Below are 17,875 nucleotides of genomic sequence, written 5' to 3'. Positions count from 1 at the left end.
CTGAACTGGATAAAACATGGATGTGCAGCTTAGCTGCTCCAGCAACCCCGCTATCCTAGTCCTATCTTCAGACCTTAGACCGGAGGCTTTGCGTCCCTAACTTTCGAGAGGTTTGCCTTTATTCACCTAAATTGTTCATCTACTGCTGCTACTGATGAGTTGTTACAAGGCGACAACTTTGAGAACATCTTAATAAGTTTTTTAAACTATTTAGTTATAAGCAAATAACATTGTTAAAATTAATCTATAAAAAAGAGTTTCAAGCCTTGGTTTGCATTTAGGTAACCGAAACTGATAGAAAATCGCAAAAGATCAGTCAATCTGCTGTCGAAATGCAGCTAATGTCAGTGGATTGACTAAAAAGCAGCCGAGAAAACATCGCTTTATAAAAATTAACACTAGAACTATTGTAACTTTTACATGGGTTCGTTATTATTCAGCCCGCTTTAAAGGAGACAGCAATGGCACTCAGACGTCCTATGATTGCTGGCAACTGGAAAATGAATGGTTCTTCTGCTTTAGCTATTGAACTATTTAAGAAGTTTGCCGCAAAGCTACAAAACGATTCCGCAGAAGTGGTTCTTTGTCCGCCAACAATTTATCTTGAAAGTGTAAGGCAGCAGCTGGAAGCTAATAAAGATGCATTGAACGGTTCTTTAGTACGTATGGGCGCACAAAACGTCAGTCAGCATGACTTTGGTGCATATACTGGTGAAGTTTCAGCTAAAATGCTGAAAGATGCTGGTTGTAATTATGTTATTGTTGGTCATTCAGAAAGACGTCGTATGTATGGCGAAACGAGTGATATTGTCGCTGAGAAATTCGCTGCAGCACAGCAAAATGGTTTAACGCCAATTTTGTGTGTCGGTGAATCAGGTCCAGCACGAGAAGCACGTCGCACCTTTGAAGTGATTGCTGAAGAATTAGATATAGTTATCGAAAAAAATGGTACTATGGCTTTCGATAATGCAATTATTGCCTACGAACCTTTATGGGCTGTAGGAACTGGTAAAAGTGCTACACCAGAGCAAGCTCAAGAAGTGCATGCTTTTATTCGTAAGCGTTTATCAGAAGTTTCACCATTTATTGGTGAAAACGTAAGAATTTTATACGGTGGTAGTGTTACCCCTAGTAATGCCGCAGATTTGTTCGCTCAACCAGATGTTGATGGTGGGTTGATTGGCGGGGCAAGCTTGAACTCTACCGAATTTTTGAGTTTATGTAGCATAGCGATGAGTGCATAACATGTACGAAGTGTTAATAGTAGTTTATTTGTTAGTAGCGATTGGCCTAATTGGTTTAATTTTAATCCAGCAAGGTAAAGGCGCTGACATGGGAGCTTCTTTCGGTGCAGGCGCGTCGGGAACTCTATTTGGTTCAAGTGGTGCTGGTAATGCATTAACGAGAGCAACAGCAATTTTAGCGATTCTTTTCTTCATCGTAAGTTTGATGATAGGTCGCATGAGTGCTAACCACGCTTCAGATGATAAAGCATGGGAAAATTTAGGTACTCCAGCTGCTACTGAGCAGCAACCAGCAGATGCAGCAAAAACTGCACCAGCGAAAAAAGAATCTACAGAAGATAAAATTCCTGACTAATCTAGGATTTATCGAAAAGCTTTAATGCCGAGGTGGTGGAATTGGTAGACACGCCATCTTGAGGGGGTGGTGGCCTATGGCCGTGCGGGTTCAAGTCCCGCTCTCGGCACCAAAGTTTAGCTAAGTTTTCTACGAAATAAGTAGGCTTAGTTATTGCAAGTAAAGGTGATAATCAATATACTTGCAGCAGTTGACGCGGGGTGGAGCAGTTTGGTAGCTCGTCGGGCTCATAACCCGAAGGTCGTCGGTTCAAATCCGGCCCCCGCAACCAGCTCCCTACAATGACAGTTAATTTAACGAGAGCGTTAAGTCATTGTAGTTACAGGTTCTTATAATGATAACCTCGTGAAATACGGGGTTTTTTGTTATTTGGGGGTAAGCTCCTAAACCTGAAAATTATCACATGAAGTGATGTTGTAATGGGGCTATATGCCCTTTTTTGTTTTTTATGGGGGTGTCGTTTTGGCAAGATTAGAATCCAAACTGACAGACATGCTTACTGCACCAGTTGAAGCGTTAGGCTATAAACTGTGGGGTATTGATTATGTTCAAGCAGGTAAACATTCTACGGTTAGGGTATACATTGACAGTGACAACGGCATTTCAATTGATGATTGTGCAGAAGCCAGTCGTCAAATCAGTGCGGTAATGGACGTAGAAGATCCTATCGTAAACGAATATACCTTAGAGGTATCTTCGCCGGGCGTAGACAGACCTTTATTTACTGTCGAACAGTACGGGATGTACATCGGTGAAGAAGTAAAAGTTTTATTGAATATGCCAGTCAATGGCAGTCGTAAATTAAAAGGCGCCGTAACTAAAGTAGAAGGACAAATGCTTTCACTTCAGGTTGATGGCAATGACACGCTAGTTGCTTTGGATAATATCCGTAAAGGCAATCTAATAGCGAAGTTTTGATAGTTTCAAGGTGAACGAGGCAAGACGATGAATAAAGAGATCCTGCTAGTTGCGGAAGCGGTATCGAATGAAAAAGCGGTACCACGCGAAAAGATTTTTGAAGCGCTGGAGATTGCGCTTGCGACAGCAACAAAGAAAAAATACGAAGGCGACATTGAAGTACGTGTTGAGATTGATCGTAAAACCGGTCATTACGATACTTTCCGTCGTTGGTTGATAGTTAACCCTGAAGCGGGTGAGCTATTAGAAAACCCATATGCTGAAATCACGCTTGAAGCTGCGCAGTTTGATGATCCTGAATTAAATGAAGGTGATTACGTCGAAGAGCAAATTGAGTCAGTTCAATTTGACCGTATTACGACGCAAACAGCTAAGCAAGTTATTGTACAAAAAGTACGAGAAGCTGAGCGTGCACAGGTAGTTGAGCAATTCGCAGATAAAGAAGGCGAGCTGATCACTGGTGTTGTTAAGAAGAGTAACCGTGACACAGTTGTTATTGATTTAGGTAACAATGCTGATGGTGTACTTTTTAAAGATGACATCATCGCTCGTGAAACATTCCGTCCAGGTGACCGTGTTCGTTCATTGCTTTACTCTGTACGCCCAGAAGCGCGCGGTGCACAGCTATTCTTAACTCGTACAAAACCGGACATGCTGATTGAGCTGTTCCGTGTAGAAGTACCAGAAATTGCGGATGAGATGATTGAAATCATGGGTGCTTCTCGTGACCCTGGTTCTCGTGCAAAAATTGCAGTTAAGTCGAATGACAGACGTATTGATCCAATCGGCGCATGTGTAGGTATGCGTGGAGCACGTGTCCAAGCCGTGTCTAACGAATTAAATGGTGAGCGTGTCGATATCGTACTTTGGGATGATAATCCTGCTCAGTTCGTTATCAATGCAATGGCGCCAGCAGATGTTGCATCTATCATCGTTGATGAAGATTCAAATTCAATGGACATTGCTGTTGAAGAAGGTGCTTTAGCTCAAGCTATTGGTCGTAATGGTCAAAACGTTCGTCTAGCTACTCAACTTACCGGTTGGGAGCTAAATGTGATGACTGTTGACGAAATGAACGAGAAACACCGAGCTGAAAGTGCGAAAATCACAACGTTATTTGTGAATGCATTAGACGTAGATGAAGATTTCGCTCAAGTACTTGCGGATGAAGGCTTCACTTCTCTGGAAGAAATTGCGTATGTGCCAGTAACAGAGTTACTCGATATTGACGGTTTCGATGAAGATATTGTTGAAGCATTGCGTGAACGTGCGAAATCAGCAATTTCAACTGCAGCATTAGCTTCTGAAGAAGCGTTAGATGGTGCAGAGCCAAGTGCAGATCTACTGGCACTTGAAGGACTAGAAAAGCACCTTGCTTACGTATTTGCAAGTAAAGGTGTGATTACACTAGAAGATTTGGCCGAACAAGGCATTGATGATTTGATCGAAATTGAAGAATTGACAGAAGAAAGAGCTGGTGAGCTGATTATGGCTGCCCGCAACATCTGTTGGTTTGGCGATGAAGCAGAATAAGTCGATCAACAGGGGGAGTTTAACTGATGTCAGAAACAACAGTAGAAAAACTGGCTGCAGAAGTACGAAATGACAAGAACGTTGATCGTTTGATTGAGCAATTCGAACAAGCTGGTATTAAAAAAGGCAAGAATGATTCTGTAACGGAAGATGAAAAGAATCAATTGCTTGATTTTTTAAAGAAACAACATGGCGGGGATGCCAAGCCTCAAAAAATGACTTTGCAGCGTAAGCAAAAGTCTACTTTGAGTGTTTCAAGTAGCTCAGGTCAGTCGAAAGACGTACAAGTTGAAGTTCGTAAAAAGCGTACTTTCGTTAAGCGTGATTCAGCAGAGCTAGAGCAGCAAGCGGAAGAAGAAGCGAAAGCTAAAGTAGAAGCAGAAGCGAAAGCTGAGGCAAAAGCGAAAGCTGAGGCAAAAGCGAAAGCAGACGCAGAAGCGAAAGCTAAAGCAGAAGCGAAGGCCAAAGCCAAAGCAGAAGCAGAAGCTAAAGCAAAGACTAAAGCAGTAGAAGTAGAAGCGAAACAAGATCCTAAAGAAGTGGAAGTAGCAAAACAAGAAGCTGAGCGCTTAAGAACTGCTCAAGAACAAGCTGAGAAACAAAAGCGTGAAGAAGAGGCTTCAAAAGCCGCTGATGAAGCACGCCGCTTAGCTGAAGAAAATGCAAAGCGTTGGGAAGAAGAAGAAGCCAAACGCAAAGAAGCTGAAAAAACAGCTGATCACCACATCACGACATCTCAAGCGGCTCGTGCTGCTGAAGATAAGTCTGATGCTGAAGAAGAGCGTCGTGGTCGTCGTCGTAACAAGAAAACAAAGGGTGGCGGTCGTGACCGTAACCGTAATAACCGCAACAACCGCAACAATAAATCAGTTGCTCCAGAGTCAATGGCTCATGGCTTCAATAAGCCAGTTGCAGCGGTAAACCGTGATGTTAAGATTGGTGAAACTGTTACTGTTTCTGAATTAGCACAAAAAATGGCAATCAAAGCGACCGAAATCATCAAGCAAATGATGAAGATGGGCAGCATGGTTACCATTAACCAAGTACTTGACCAAGAAACTGCACAAATGGTTGCAGAAGAAATGGGTCATAAAGTAGTGCTAACTCGTGAAAACGAACTTGAGCATCAAGTACTTGCTGATCGCGGTGATGATCTATCAGTTGAGCCTCGTGCTCCTGTTGTAACTATCATGGGTCACGTTGACCATGGTAAAACATCATTACTTGATTACATCCGTCGTGCAAAAGTTGCTTCTGGCGAAGCCGGTGGTATTACTCAGCACATCGGTGCATACCACGTAGAAACTGAAAACGGCATGGTGACGTTCCTAGATACTCCAGGTCATGCTGCCTTTACTTCAATGCGTGCTCGTGGTGCAAAAGCAACGGATATCGTAATTCTAGTTGTTGCTGCTGATGATGGTGTAATGCCACAAACAATTGAAGCGATTCAGCATGCTAAAGCAGCTGACGTACCTTTGATTGTTGCTGTCAACAAAGTTGATAAGCCTGAAGCTGATTTTGAGCGTGTAAGAAGTGAACTTTCTCAACATGGCGTAATGTCAGAAGAGTGGGGCGGAGAGCACATGTTCGTTAACGTATCTGCGAAAGTAGGTACAGGTATTGACGAACTTCTTGAAGGCATTTTGCTTCAATCTGAAGTACTTGAGCTTAAAGCAATTCGCGAAGGCATGGCGTCTGGCGTTGTTGTTGAATCTAAACTTGATAAAGGTCGTGGCCCAGTTGCTACTGTTCTTGTTCAGGAAGGTACATTACGTCAAGGTGATATCGTTCTATGTGGTCTTGAGTACGGTAAAATCCGTGCGATGAAAGATGAGAACGGTCAACCAATTACTGAAGCTGGTCCTTCAATCCCAGTAGAGATTTTAGGTCTTTCTGGTGTGCCACAAGCTGGTGACGAAGCTACTGTTGTTAAAGATGAGCGTAAAGCTCGTGAAGTTGCACTTTACCGTCAAGGTAAGTTCCGTGATGTGAAACTTGCTCGTCAGCAAAAAGCGAAACTAGAAAACATGTTCGCTAACATGACTGAAGGCGAAGTTGCTGAACTCAACATTATCCTAAAAGCAGACGTTCAAGGTTCACTTGAAGCGATTTGTGATTCATTGATTAAACTTTCAACTGATGAAGTTAAAGTGAACATCATTGGTCGTGGTGTTGGTGCATTAACAGAAACTGATGCAACACTAGCAGCAGCGTCTAACGCTATCATGGTTGGCTTTAACGTACGTGCAGATGCACAAGCGCGTAAGACCATTGAAGCTGAAAGCGTTGATTTACGTTACTACAGCATCATCTATAACTTAATTGATGAAGTTAAGTCTGCGATGAGCGGTATGCTTGCCCCTGAATTCAAACAAGAAATCATTGGTCTTGCTGAAGTTCGTGATGTATTTAAGTCGCCTAAACTGGGTGCCATTGCAGGTTGTATGGTTACTGAAGGTAACATTAAACGTAGCGCTCCAATCCGTGTACTTCGTGAAAACGTGGTAATCTACGAAGGTGAACTTGAATCATTACGTCGCTTTAAAGACGATGTTCAAGACGTTCGTAATGGCATGGAATGTGGTATTGGCGTTAAGAACTACAACGACGTAAAAGTTGGAGACCAAATTGAAGTCTTCGAAACTGTCGAAGTGGCAAGAACACTTTAAGTTGTGTTTTTAAAAAGGCGGCAATAGCCGCCTTTTTTAGTTTATGGCTTTTTATTTGAGTAAAGAAAATGGCTAAAGAATTCAGTCGTACCCGTCGCATTGGTCAACAACTTCAGCAGGAGTTGGCGATGGTGATACAGCGAGATATGAAAGATCCTCGCATTGGTATGGTGACCGTCAATGACGTTGATGTGTCACGTGACCTTAGTTTTGCAAAAGTATTCGTCACATTTTTTGATGAAGACCCAGAGCAAATAAAATCTAAGCTTGAAGCACTAACCAAAGCAGCTGGCTATATTCGCAGTTTAGTTGCAGGCCGCATGAAGTTGCGTGTTATGCCAGAATTAAAGTTTGAGTATGATAGTTCACTGGTCGAAGGTATGCGTATGTCTTCTTTAGTGACCGAAGTGGTTATTAAAGATAAAGAAAAAGCAAAATCAAGCGATCGCGATGATGAGGAAACGGCTTAATGGCTCGTCGCTCTAAAAAAGGTCGGCTGGTAAACGGTATTGTTTTATTAGATAAAAGCACAGGCATGAGCTCTAATTTTGCCTTGCAACGTGTAAAGCGTTTGTTCAATGCACAAAAAGCTGGGCATACGGGGGCGCTTGACCCGCTAGCAACAGGTATGCTGCCAATTTGTTTAGGTGAAGCGACCAAATTTTCACAACATTTATTAGATTCAGATAAGCGTTATTTAGTTACCGCTAAACTGGGTGTTCGTACGGACACTAGTGATTCTGATGGTGAAGTTGTTGAAACTAAACCTGTCGAGTTCACTCAAGAACAGTTGGATGCGGGGCTAGAACAATTCCGTGGTGACATTAAACAAGTGCCGACCATGTTCTCTGCACTCAAATATCAAGGTCAGCCTCTATATAAGTATGCCCGTGAAGGCATTACGGTTCCTCGTGAAGCACGTCCAATCACTGTATTCGATCTTACATTTATTAAGCTCGAAGGTGATGAGCTGACTTTAGACATTCACTGCTCTAAAGGCACTTATATTCGGACTATCATTGATGACCTTGGTGAGATACTGGGTTGTGGTGCTCATGTAATTATGTTGCGTCGTACTCATGTTGCAGACTATCCATACGAGCGCATTGTAACATTAGAACAACTGCAAGAAATGGTAGAAGGCACAGAGCCTGAAGACGAACATCGCTTTACTGAACTAGACAAACATTTATTGCCTATGGACAGTGCAGTAGCTCGATATCCAGAGCTTAACCTACCGATCGCATTGCTTGAACCAATTATGCAAGGACAAGCTGTGCCAGCTGCTGATCTGCAACCTGAACAGTTGGTCAGAATTACGCTTGGCGAGAATAAGTTGTTTGTGGGTGTAGGTGAGATGAACCAGAAAGGTTTGTTGCAACCTAAACGATTGGTTGTGTTGTCAGAAGGGAAGTAGGTTCACTTGGGAAAAAGTGAGTTTTGCTTTTGAAAGCTTACGCTTTCATTGTTAGAACTTCTTCGAAGTTTATAAAGTCGTGGTGTTGCACACCACACCGCCGAAAGGGGAAGCCTTCAGCTGCTTCCCCTTTAGAATCCCCTGAGCTGCCCATACGAAGCTGAAAGCTCCTCATTCCTTTTGGATAAATATCTAACGCTTTCGATGCTACATCCATGTAGCCCGAAACCTGCCGCAGCGTCCATGCTGCGGCTACGATATTTATTCCAATGTCATTCGACAGCTTCAATGGGAACCGTTGCAGCCTTCAAGTTTATTGATGAACTCTGGTAGAGCTGTTACGTCATACCCGTGAAAACGGGTATCCAGTGCCTTTTTGACTCAAAGCACCACTCTACTTTTAAAGCAAAGGCGTACAAACTCTTCCAGAGTTTACAAAGACACCAGATGCCCGACTAAAGCACTCGGGCATGACGGTAATTCTCTAAGCGAACATTCCAAATAACTTCGCAGGCTACGAAAAGTCCCATCGAAGCTGTTGAAGATATTATTGAATATAAAATGACGTGAATCCGACATGGATGTCGGATTAGGCTCTGAGGTACATGGATGTACCATCAGAGGCGTTAGTCATTTATTCAATAATATCTGAAACGCTCAGCTTCGTTTGGGCGGCATGGGGAGATAGAAGAGGGGAGTTTGCTGGAGAACTCCTCTTTTCCTTGGGTGTGGGCAAAAGCCCACGACGATTTAAAGTGCAAAGCACTTTCATGGGGGCTTTATCTTATTAAACCGAACAGGTAGTTTAGATAAGCGTTTAAGAACGGGTTACGAATTGAGGCTTATTTAAATGTTTTTTAAAAAGAAGAACGCATACTCTGCGATTAAGCTTTATTCAATTGGAAACGCCCAGATCAGTATTTCAAGGCCACAACTTCTAGATTCTATTTTTAAGGTTTTTGATGAGCAATTTTGCCAAAGGCCAAAGTGTTACGTAATTCATGACCCATACGGAATTAGAAAAGGTAGTACAGTTGGTCTTAAAGCCTTTAGAAATAAACTGTTAACCAAAGGGCATGATAAGTACAATACAATAACTGGTGAATCTGAAGAAACACTTGGTTTTAATCTATCTCTAGATTTTATTTCAGAAAATACAAATTACAGTGAGCTTGTCATTTGGTGGAAAAAAGATGATTTCACTCCTTCATTCAAGAAAATTGTAGAAACAGTTTTCCCTTTTTTTCCTATTAGTAGTGGTTTTTTGTTTGGAAGTAATGACACACTTCATATCGTTTATGAAGATATAGCCAAAAGAAGTATCTTGGGTGGAATTTCATATCAAGTTTCCTACGAACATTTGAAATGGATAAATAGTTATGAACAAGGTGGAGTGAGATGCGTTTTTGATAAGAACCTTTTAAGCGTAGAGCAACTACAAAATGCTCAAATAGATAAAAAAGATTATAAGATTGAAAGGTTTGCCAATTTGTATTTGGTTTATAAAAAATGACAATAAAAGAGAGCATCAATAACATACTCCAAGTTGTTTTTTCATCGTTTTAGCGTTAAAATGCGCAGCCCTCAAGCTGAGTTAGTGATTGGCTTGAGATAATTGACTTAAATATTTGGAGATATACATGTCACTAAGTCCTGAAGCGAAAGCAAAAATCGTAGCTGAATACAGCCGCGGTGAAAACGATACTGGTTCTGTAGAAGTTCAAGTTGCATTGTTGACTGCACAAATCAACCACCTGCAATCTCACTTCAAAGAGCACATCCATGATCATCACTCTCGTCGTGGTCTTCTACGTATGGTTAGCTCACGTCGTAAGCTTACTGCATACCTTAAGAAGAAAGACGCAGAGCGTTATACTGCTCTTATTCAGAAGCTAGGTCTACGTCGTTAATTTCGCAACGTATCCCAGTTTTAAAAAGAGGCTTTTTAGCCTCTTTTTTCGTTTATGCAGAACACATTCTATTGAAGTCTCTTAAAGGTTGAATATGAGACCATTTGTATTTAGGTAAGCTGGTATAGCTATCTTCCATTTCTATTCCAGAATCAGATATAGAGCTAGTAACACTTTCACTTTGAATACTGAGTGCTGTTTGATTCTCAACTCTAGGTATTTGTTCATCTGCAATTTCACGTGGTCTTCTTATCGGTATTGGAGGAGTTGCTGTTTCAATCTGTGATTCAGCATCATGTGTCTGTGATTTATTTTGTTTAAACCAAGTAGGAACAACAGAAGGACCGAAACGTTTGGCATCAATATCAATGGTTTCGCCAGTGTAAACTTGAACATGATGTCCAAATAGTTTTTGCTTAAGGCGATGTTTTACAGAGCAGCTGTCTAAGTGTGCCTTATCCACACTTTCGAATTTAGCTTTAAATAAGTCCTCTTTGTTAAGCTCTAACCCTTTGATTTTACAGCTGTGAATAAGCATGTATCTGATACCGCTTCGAGAAAGGATATGCACTCTTTCATTTACCTTTACACAAACTGCATTCGCTCGATTAAGCTTTTCACCATTGATAGGGCAGCGATAAGCAATGCTACTTTTTTCAATTTGATTTGCTGCCTCTGTTTTTGCTTCGGGTACCTTTTTAAGTTCGTTTATTCCTAATGTTTTAGTTCTTTTTTCAAAGGCATGGATTCTAGGCAAGCCAATTAACTGTTCAGGTGATGATAAGGATACTTGTTCTATCTGTTCTGGAGCCCCTAAAAACTCGTAAGTGTCAGGACACTGAGTTTTTTTATCAACCTCTAAGGCGAGTGCATCTCTGGTCAGAGTGCTGTGGGTTATCCTTGGCAGGTACATGTTGCAGCAGTGTTTACTTCTATTAGGTGAACCTTCATCATTACAACATTTGTAATCGTAGCCAACAGGCCTTATGCCTTCTTTTAAAATCGCTTTTTCGACTTTCTGGCAGTCTGATAACCCAAAAAAGCTTAAAATACGTTGTTTAAGCTCTTCTTTAAAAGTTGATGGTTTTGTCGAATAACGTTGAACTTTATAATAGCTAACTTCTGTTTTTGCAGTTGATTTATATAGAGTTGAAGAATTATATTTGCATTGAGACCCACAAAGTACAGTGGATTCTTTGTAGTTACCGTCTTCTATAAAACCTCTTGTTTGATGATACTTAGGGGTCAAAATGTATTCTTTACCATTATAGGAAAAACACTTAGAAGGTAGCGGAGAAGACCAAAAATGATCCGCCACAGCTTCGCAAAGCTGTGTTTCAGGGAATTGACGTTGTATAGAACTAACTACTTTAGCTGCCATTAGTTCTCATATAATTGTTTGTTTAATATTCAGATTATTGTTTAGCTAGTTGGTTCAAGCAACAAGTATGAATAAATGTTAATTTTGAGAAATGTTTTAAAAGGTGATACTGATTTAATATCTGGATGATTATAAGTCGAGAGAGGATTGTTCTGGTTCTAAGTACTTTTCTTCAAATTCTTGCTGAGAAAGTGGTTTATCAAAGTAAAACCCTTGTCCAATATGACAGTTTTGTTCTTTAAGCCATTCAAGCTGCTTTTTTTCATCAATGCCTTCAGCTACGATTTCAAACCCCATTTGTTCGCCGAGTAAAAGTATTGTTTTAGCAATGGCGTCATTTTCAGGTAAACCTTCTATAAAGGCTCGATCAATTTTTAAGGTATTAATTGGTAATAGCTTTAAATAAGATAGCGAAGAATACCCAGTCCCAAAATCATCAATAGCAACGTTAAATCCAGCTTTTTGCAGTTGCTCTATACGAGCGATCGCTAATTGAATATTATTAATAAATGAGCCTTCAGTAATTTCGATTTCTAATAAGTCTGGTGCAATATTATTTACATGTGTTGCAGCTTTGATTTGTTTTATTAAATTTGGATCAACAAAGTGCCGTGCGGCAATATTGATTGCGATTTTGGGTACTTGATTATAACTCCTCGACCAGTGTGCAATGGTTCGGCATGCATCTTTAATGACCCAGCGACCTAGAGCTATAATCAAATTAGACTGCTCTGCAATGGGGATAAATTTAGCTGGTGAAATAAGGCTGCCATCTTTTTTCCATCGAATTAGTGCTTCTGCACCGCATACTCTTCCTGTTGTTAAATCGATTTTCGGTTGGTAAAAAAGCTGCAGTTCATCGAGTGGTTCGTCACTGTCGAGTTCACGCATAATAGTAGAATGTAATTCTGCTTCTAATTCTAATGAAGCCACCGCATTTTCGGTCATTTTGTGGTTAAAGAATTCCCAATTTCCGTAATCAAGATCTTTGGCGTTATACATTGCGGTTTCAGCTCGACGAATCAAATCTTCTGCTGTGTGCCCATCATCGGGAAACAATGCAATACCTACAGCTGCGTCAGGGTGAAGCTCATGGCCATTTAGCTGAAGTGGCAATTGGATCTGTTCTAATAGTTTACGCGCAAATTCGCCAGCTCGGTTTGGGTCTTGAATATCATTAACTAAAATCGCAAATTCATCACCACCTAAACGTGCAACTACCCCCTTTTCCCCGGTGTGGCGTTTTAAGGTTCTAGCAACTCTTGTTAAATATCGGTCACCAATGTCATGGCCTAAGGAATCATTGATGTTTTTAAAACGGTCTAAATCTATATAGAAAATAGCGAATGTTCGTCGTTGGTTTTTAGCACGTTGAATCGCAATTTGTACGGTTTCAAGCAGTAAAGTACGATTGGGCAGTCCTGTTAAGGTATCTTTCGTTGCCAACTTCCTTAACTTAGCTTGTGTTGCATCAAATTGAATTAGAACTTGATTAAACTTTGTTACTAAGGTGCCTAATTCGCTTTTTCCATGATGCACTATGCGAGGAAGTAAACTGTCTTTAGGTGCTTCAGGGTTGATTCTATCCATAGATTCACAGATATGTACAACAGGCCGAGTCAGAAATTGATGGAACACAAGTGCGAGAATAATCGTTAAACCAAATGCTCCACTCAAAGAGACTAAAAATGTATGTTTGAGATGCGTTGTAAGCTGCGAACTTATGTAGCGGTCGTCATAATTAAGGGTTACTTTTGCAAAAGGTTTTTTTGTTGCAGTGTTTACTTTTTCAAAGAGTAATCCCGCTCTATAGAGTAAGTGAGTACTTGTTTCAGCTTCACCAATGAAATTGGCGAGGGTATTGGATATGAGTGATTGCGGCGCTTTTTGTTGCTTATTTGCACTGAAAAAGCGTCCTCCATTACTGAGCTCAACTTCAACAGATTTAACCCAAGGTAAATTAAGTGCTAAGTCGACCAATTTTTCAGCCAGAGGTAGTGTTTCGGTATTCCTATCTTGAAGGCTGACCTGTTCTAAACGTTGGATGAGTTGTTGCTGGTTGGCTTTAAGTCGGTGTTGTTCAGACTTTACAGTGATAATAAATTCGATAACAAAAATAAATACAGCAAACAGCAGCGTTGTTTTTAGCGCCAGAAATGCCTGCTTCCAAGTTAAAGAAGAAAATATTGCTGTCATCCTTGAAGCTCTTTTTCCCAAAATTTATAACGAGTTAGTGCCTAAATGAGGCATTTATCATGAAATATTTGTGATATCCACAATAGATCAGTATAGGTGCTTTATTCATGTACTGTATTTAAAGTATACTTACGCCCGAAAATTAAGGTAAATATTAAGGAATGGGTCTAGTGAATCCTATTGTAAAGAGTTTTGAATACGGTCAGCATACCGTTACTTTGGAAACCGGAGTAATTGCACGTCAAGCTGACGCAGCAGTTCTAGCAAGTATGGGCGACACCACTGTATTAGTGACTGTCGTTGGTAAAAAAGATACCGACTTGAGCCGTGGATTTTTTCCATTAACGGTTAATTACCAAGAAAAGACGTATGCGGCTGGTAAAATTCCAGGTGGTTTCTTCAAGCGTGAAGGCCGTCCATCGGAAGACGAAACTCTTATCGCTCGTCTAATCGACCGTCCTATTCGTCCATTATTCCCTAATGGTTTCATGAACGAAGTTCAAGTAATCATTACTGTTGTTTCTGTTGATCCAAACATTGAGCCAGATATCATTTCAATGATTGGTACGTCAGCAGCATTGTCTATTTCTGGTATCCCGTTCAATGGCCCATTGGGTGCAGCACGCGTTGGATACAAAGATGGCGAATATGTTCTAAACCCGAACATCGATCAAAAAGACGGTAGTCAACTTGATTTAGTTGTTGCTGGTACACAATCAGCAGTACTGATGGTTGAGTCAGAAGCACAAGCATTGCCTGAAGAAGTCATGTTAGGTGCAGTGGTATATGGCCATGACCAACAGCAAGTTGTTGTTGATGCTATCACAGAGTTCAAAGCAACAGTTGCTAAGCCTGAGTGGGATTGGACTGCACCAGAGCAAAACGAAGACTTATACGCAAAAATCAAAACTATTGCAGAAGATGCAATGGGTAAAGCGTATGAAATCACAGCAAAACATGAGCGCCGTGATGCTGTCATCGAATTGAAAAACAACGCTAAAGAGCAAATGGTTGCAGAAGACGCAGACGTTGATTTAGGCGAAGTTGACAAATTGCTTAGCACTTTAGAGAAAAACGTTGTTCGTGGCCGTATCATCCGTGGCGAACCTCGTATCGATGGTCGTGAGCCTGATATGGTTCGTGGTCTAGATGTTTTGGCTGGCGTATTACCACGTACTCACGGTAGTGCTGTGTTTACTCGTGGTGAAACTCAAGCATTGGTTGCTGCGACGCTTGGTACTGAACGTGATGCTCAAAAAATTGATAGCATCATGGGCGAAAGAACAAATCGCTTTATGCTTCATTATAACTTCCCTCCTTATTCTGTTGGTGAAACAGGTATGGTTGGTTCGCCTAAGCGTCGTGAAATTGGTCACGGTAAGCTAGCATGGCGTGGTATTAATGCGGTTATGCCATCAGAAACTGAGTTCCCGTACTCAGTACGTGTAGTATCAGAAATTACTGAATCAAATGGTTCAAGCTCAATGGCTTCTGTTTGTGGTACTTCTCTAGCTCTTATGGACGCTGGTGTACCAATCAAGGCTTCTGTTGCAGGTATCGCAATGGGTCTTGTTAAAGAAGGTGACGATTTCGTCGTTCTTTCTGATATTTTGGGTGATGAAGATCACTTAGGTGATATGGACTTTAAAGTAGCGGGTACTCGTGGTGGTATTACGGCTCTTCAAATGGACATCAAGATTGAAGGTATCACTAAAGAGATCATGGACATTGCTCTTCAACAAGCAATGGGCGCTCGTATCCACATCCTAAACGTGATGGATTCAGCGATTGGTACTCACCGTGATGATATTTCTGATCACGCTCCACGTATCACAACTATCAAAATCAACCCAGAGAAAATCCGTGATGTTATCGGTAAAGGTGGCGCAGTAATTCGTGCACTTACTGAAGAAACCAACACAACGATTGAACTGGATGATGATGGTTCAGTTCGCATCGCTTCTTCAAGCGGTGACGACACACGTGAAGCGATTCGTCGTATCGAAGAGCTAACGGCTGAAGTTGAAGTGGGTCGTATCTATGACGGTAAAGTTATCCGTATCGTAGACTTCGGTGCATTCGTTAACATTCTTCCTGGTAAAGATGGTCTGGTTCATATTTCACAAATCAGTGAAGAGCGTGTTGCTAACGTATCTGACCATTTACAAATGGGTCAAGAAGTTAAAGTTAAGGTGATGGAAGTTGATCGCCAAGGCCGTGTACGTCTTTCTATTAAAGAAGCAGTAGAAAAGAAAGCTGCTGAAGAAAGCGCTGAATAATTGAAACACTAAGTTTCATTTATCAAAAAGGAGATCTTCGGATCTCCTTTTTTGTTTGCTATAGTTGCTCAGTTTTCTAATTTTCAAAGGCTTTTTAGATGAAATTGAATTTGCGTGTGCTGTTAACCTTAGTTTTTGCTGGATGGTTAACGGGTTGTGCATCGACACAAAAGGGATTGTTGTTTGAGCCTGTTCTTCCTAATTATCAAACCGAACTTAATATTGCCAAGCTCAACGATATTCTTTCTACGGTAAAATTGACCGAGCAGCAACGTGCACGTTTTCATTATGATCGCGGTGTTTTGTACGACAAAGTAGGGCTAAGGTTACTCGCTCGTTACGACTTTAGACAAGCGCTAAAGGTTAATCCTCGCTTAGCAGATGCTTATAATTTTTTAGGCATTTATTATACTCAAGAAGGGGATTTTGATAATGCTTATGAAGCCTTCGACTCAGTATTAGAGCTTGCTCCAAATTATGACTATGCTCATTTAAACCTAGGCATTGCGTTGTATTACGGTAAACGTAATAAACTGGCCAGTCACAATCTTGAACAGTTTTATCAAGCGGACAGTCATGATGGGTATCGTATTTTATGGCTTTTCATTGCGAACAGAGAGAATGATAAGAAAGCGGCACTGGAAACGTTAAAAGCTCAGCGTGAGCAGTTAAACCCTGAAGCTTGGAGTACGGTTCTCGTTGACTATTATTTGGGTAAAGTCTCTGAATCTTCGCTACTCAAGCACGCAAAAGAAAACTTGAATGCTGAACAACCTGCCGTTGAGTACACTGAACGATTATGTGAAGCCTATTTTTATATGGCTAAGCAAGCTCGTATTCGTGGTGATAACAAGAAAGCGATTGAATACTTAAAACTTGTTTTAGCAACAAATGTGCATGACTTTATTGAGTATCGTTATGCAGGTATTGAACTGAGTTTAGCTGAGAAAGCACTGTTGGAATCAAAATAGGCTCATTTTATCAACATCCTCAGAAGGCTATCAGTGATAGCCTTTTTTGATGACAGTTTCTTTTTACTATTTGAATTAAGGCGGAAATAAAAAGCTATCCGACATAAAAACAACTGGCAGCAACGAATCCCCAAATCAACATAGTGAACCAATACATTAGTGGCTCTTCTGAACGTTCATAGGCTTGCCAGATGTATGCTCTTCCTCTAATTAAGTCAAATACTAACCAGAGTAGCAGGGTAAAACCCAACCAATAATTCCAAGACATCGATGAGAAAATTTCTGACATACCACTACCATTAGTTTATTTTCATTTTGACAATCTTAGTTTCTCAGAAAGAGAGGTTAATTGTCAAATTGAAAATTTAAGGTTATTTTAATCATCGGTAAATTTTTTGATGGATAGAGAAAGATATGGCAAGACCAAGTATGGCCGAGCAACGGAAAACTGAGATACTCGATGCACTTGAAGCCTGTATATTGGAACGAGGTATACAAGAAACCTCACTAGAAAATATAGCCGAAAAAGCGGGGATGAAGCGTACTATTCTGCGCCATTATATTGGTAATCGTGACGATATCATCTGTGCCTTAAGTCAACGCTGGAAGGTAAAGTACTCAGAACAATGGGCTGAAGCCATTAAGTGGCTTCCCCAAAATAATCAACATGTCGCTTTATTGGAGGGACTTTTTGCTGTTGGCTCTATGCAAGCCGTGCAAGAGACCATCATTGGTGATGAACTGTTTTCAGAAGCTCGACGACTCACTCTTGTTAAAGAAGATCAAAATACCATTATGAATGAATTCATTGAGCATTTTAACCAAGTGCTCACTGAGATGTATCCCAATGCAAAGCCTGAAGATATTGAGCTAGTAAGCTATGGTGTTTACTCAAGTTATCTAATGTCAAAGTCCATGGTATTACTCGAATTGGTAGAACCAATCCACAAACTAAAACACAGTTCGATATTGCTTTGTAATACACTGGCCGTGTAAATT

General features: G+C 40.8%; 17 protein-coding genes, 2 tRNA genes and 1 riboswitch. Of the genes, 15 read left to right on the top strand and 4 right to left on the bottom strand.

What is annotated here, in order from left to right; translation table 11 throughout:
• Positions 1-37 precede the first annotated feature (37 nt).
• Positions 38-127: riboswitch (cyclic di-GMP riboswitch) on the bottom strand.
• Between the two features lie 334 nt (positions 128-461).
• The 9 genes from tpiA (at position 462) to truB (ending at position 8,139) form a co-directional block, all read left to right on the top strand.
• Positions 462-1,244 carry a triose-phosphate isomerase gene (tpiA, locus tag AC1EU2_RS10205; RefSeq protein ID WP_480298181.1) on the top strand — a complete coding sequence of 261 codons (783 nt, stop codon included), beginning with the start codon at positions 462-464 and terminating at the stop codon, positions 1,242-1,244.
• 1 nt (position 1,245) lies between these two features.
• A complete protein-coding gene (secG, locus tag AC1EU2_RS10200) occupies positions 1,246-1,599 on the top strand; it encodes a preprotein translocase subunit SecG (RefSeq protein WP_480298180.1) in 354 nt (117 codons plus the stop codon).
• Positions 1,600-1,625: 26 nt separating this feature from the next.
• A tRNA-Leu gene (locus tag AC1EU2_RS10195) sits at positions 1,626-1,711 on the top strand.
• A gap of 82 nt (positions 1,712-1,793) precedes the next feature.
• A tRNA-Met gene (locus AC1EU2_RS10190) sits at positions 1,794-1,870 on the top strand.
• A 191-nt stretch (positions 1,871-2,061) separates the two neighbouring features.
• Positions 2,062-2,517: a ribosome maturation factor RimP gene (gene rimP, locus AC1EU2_RS10185; RefSeq protein WP_480298179.1), complete on the top strand. Its 456-nt coding sequence runs from the start codon at positions 2,062-2,064 to the stop codon at positions 2,515-2,517.
• A gap of 27 nt (positions 2,518-2,544) precedes the next feature.
• Positions 2,545-4,050 (top strand): transcription termination factor NusA, encoded by a 1,506-nt coding sequence (gene nusA, locus AC1EU2_RS10180; protein WP_480298178.1) that lies wholly within the window; start codon positions 2,545-2,547, stop codon positions 4,048-4,050.
• A 26-nt stretch (positions 4,051-4,076) separates the two neighbouring features.
• Positions 4,077-6,722 (top strand): translation initiation factor IF-2, encoded by a 2,646-nt coding sequence (gene infB / locus AC1EU2_RS10175; protein ID WP_480298177.1) that lies wholly within the window; start codon positions 4,077-4,079, stop codon positions 6,720-6,722.
• A gap of 68 nt (positions 6,723-6,790) precedes the next feature.
• Positions 6,791-7,192 carry a 30S ribosome-binding factor RbfA gene (gene rbfA, locus AC1EU2_RS10170; RefSeq protein ID WP_480298176.1) on the top strand — a complete coding sequence of 134 codons (402 nt, stop codon included), beginning with the start codon at positions 6,791-6,793 and terminating at the stop codon, positions 7,190-7,192.
• Positions 7,192-8,139 carry a tRNA pseudouridine(55) synthase TruB gene (gene truB / locus AC1EU2_RS10165; protein WP_480298175.1) on the top strand — a complete coding sequence of 316 codons (948 nt, stop codon included), beginning with the start codon at positions 7,192-7,194 and terminating at the stop codon, positions 8,137-8,139. The genes rbfA and truB overlap by 1 nt, the downstream gene beginning before the upstream one ends.
• Before the next feature lie 37 nt (positions 8,140-8,176).
• Here the strand turns inward: truB and AC1EU2_RS10160 are convergent, their stop codons facing one another.
• Positions 8,177-8,356: a hypothetical protein gene (locus tag AC1EU2_RS10160; RefSeq protein WP_480298174.1), complete on the bottom strand. Its 180-nt coding sequence runs from the start codon at positions 8,354-8,356 to the stop codon at positions 8,177-8,179.
• Between the two features lie 388 nt (positions 8,357-8,744).
• Between AC1EU2_RS10160 and AC1EU2_RS10155 the strand changes: the two genes are divergently transcribed.
• The 3 genes from AC1EU2_RS10155 to rpsO all read left to right on the top strand — a co-directional run bounded on the left by AC1EU2_RS10155 (position 8,745) and on the right by rpsO (position 10,049).
• Positions 8,745-8,930, top strand: coding sequence for a hypothetical protein (locus AC1EU2_RS10155; protein ID WP_480298173.1), 186 nt, complete (start codon positions 8,745-8,747; stop codon positions 8,928-8,930).
• 59 nt (positions 8,931-8,989) lie between these two features.
• Positions 8,990-9,652: a hypothetical protein gene (locus AC1EU2_RS10150; RefSeq protein ID WP_480298172.1), complete on the top strand. Its 663-nt coding sequence runs from the start codon at positions 8,990-8,992 to the stop codon at positions 9,650-9,652.
• A 127-nt stretch (positions 9,653-9,779) separates the two neighbouring features.
• The gene (gene rpsO, locus AC1EU2_RS10145) at positions 9,780-10,049 is read left to right on the top strand and encodes a 30S ribosomal protein S15 (protein WP_129945363.1); all 270 of its coding nucleotides are present in this window, start codon (positions 9,780-9,782) and stop codon (positions 10,047-10,049) included.
• A 52-nt stretch (positions 10,050-10,101) separates the two neighbouring features.
• Here rpsO and AC1EU2_RS10140 read toward each other — a convergent pair whose 3' ends face one another.
• On the bottom strand, positions 10,102-11,430 hold the full coding sequence (locus tag AC1EU2_RS10140; RefSeq protein WP_480298171.1) for a hypothetical protein: 1,329 nt from the start codon (positions 11,428-11,430) through the stop codon (positions 10,102-10,104).
• A gap of 129 nt (positions 11,431-11,559) precedes the next feature.
• Positions 11,560-13,626, bottom strand: a complete 2,067-nt coding sequence (locus AC1EU2_RS10135) for a putative bifunctional diguanylate cyclase/phosphodiesterase (protein ID WP_480298170.1) — start codon at positions 13,624-13,626, stop codon at positions 11,560-11,562.
• Positions 13,627-13,796: 170 nt separating this feature from the next.
• Between AC1EU2_RS10135 and pnp the strand changes: the two genes are divergently transcribed.
• Positions 13,797-15,905, top strand: a complete 2,109-nt coding sequence (gene pnp, locus AC1EU2_RS10130; protein ID WP_480298169.1) for a polyribonucleotide nucleotidyltransferase — start codon at positions 13,797-13,799, stop codon at positions 15,903-15,905.
• 98 nt (positions 15,906-16,003) lie between these two features.
• Positions 16,004-16,876 (top strand): lipoprotein NlpI, encoded by an 873-nt coding sequence (nlpI, locus tag AC1EU2_RS10125; protein WP_480298168.1) that lies wholly within the window; start codon positions 16,004-16,006, stop codon positions 16,874-16,876.
• 94 nt (positions 16,877-16,970) lie between these two features.
• Here nlpI and AC1EU2_RS10120 read toward each other — a convergent pair whose 3' ends face one another.
• Positions 16,971-17,165: a hypothetical protein gene (locus tag AC1EU2_RS10120; RefSeq protein ID WP_480298167.1), complete on the bottom strand. Its 195-nt coding sequence runs from the start codon at positions 17,163-17,165 to the stop codon at positions 16,971-16,973.
• A gap of 125 nt (positions 17,166-17,290) precedes the next feature.
• On the opposite strand from AC1EU2_RS10120, the gene AC1EU2_RS10115 reads away from it, so the two are divergent.
• A complete protein-coding gene (locus AC1EU2_RS10115; protein WP_480298166.1) occupies positions 17,291-17,872 on the top strand; it encodes a TetR/AcrR family transcriptional regulator in 582 nt (193 codons plus the stop codon).
• Positions 17,873-17,875: the final 3 nt, after the last annotated feature.

The sequence above is a fragment of the Parashewanella sp. 2304DJ23-3 genome (genome assembly GCF_056591695.1).
Note: the sequence above shows the minus strand (reverse complement) of the source record. Positions and strands in the feature narration are given on the sequence as shown.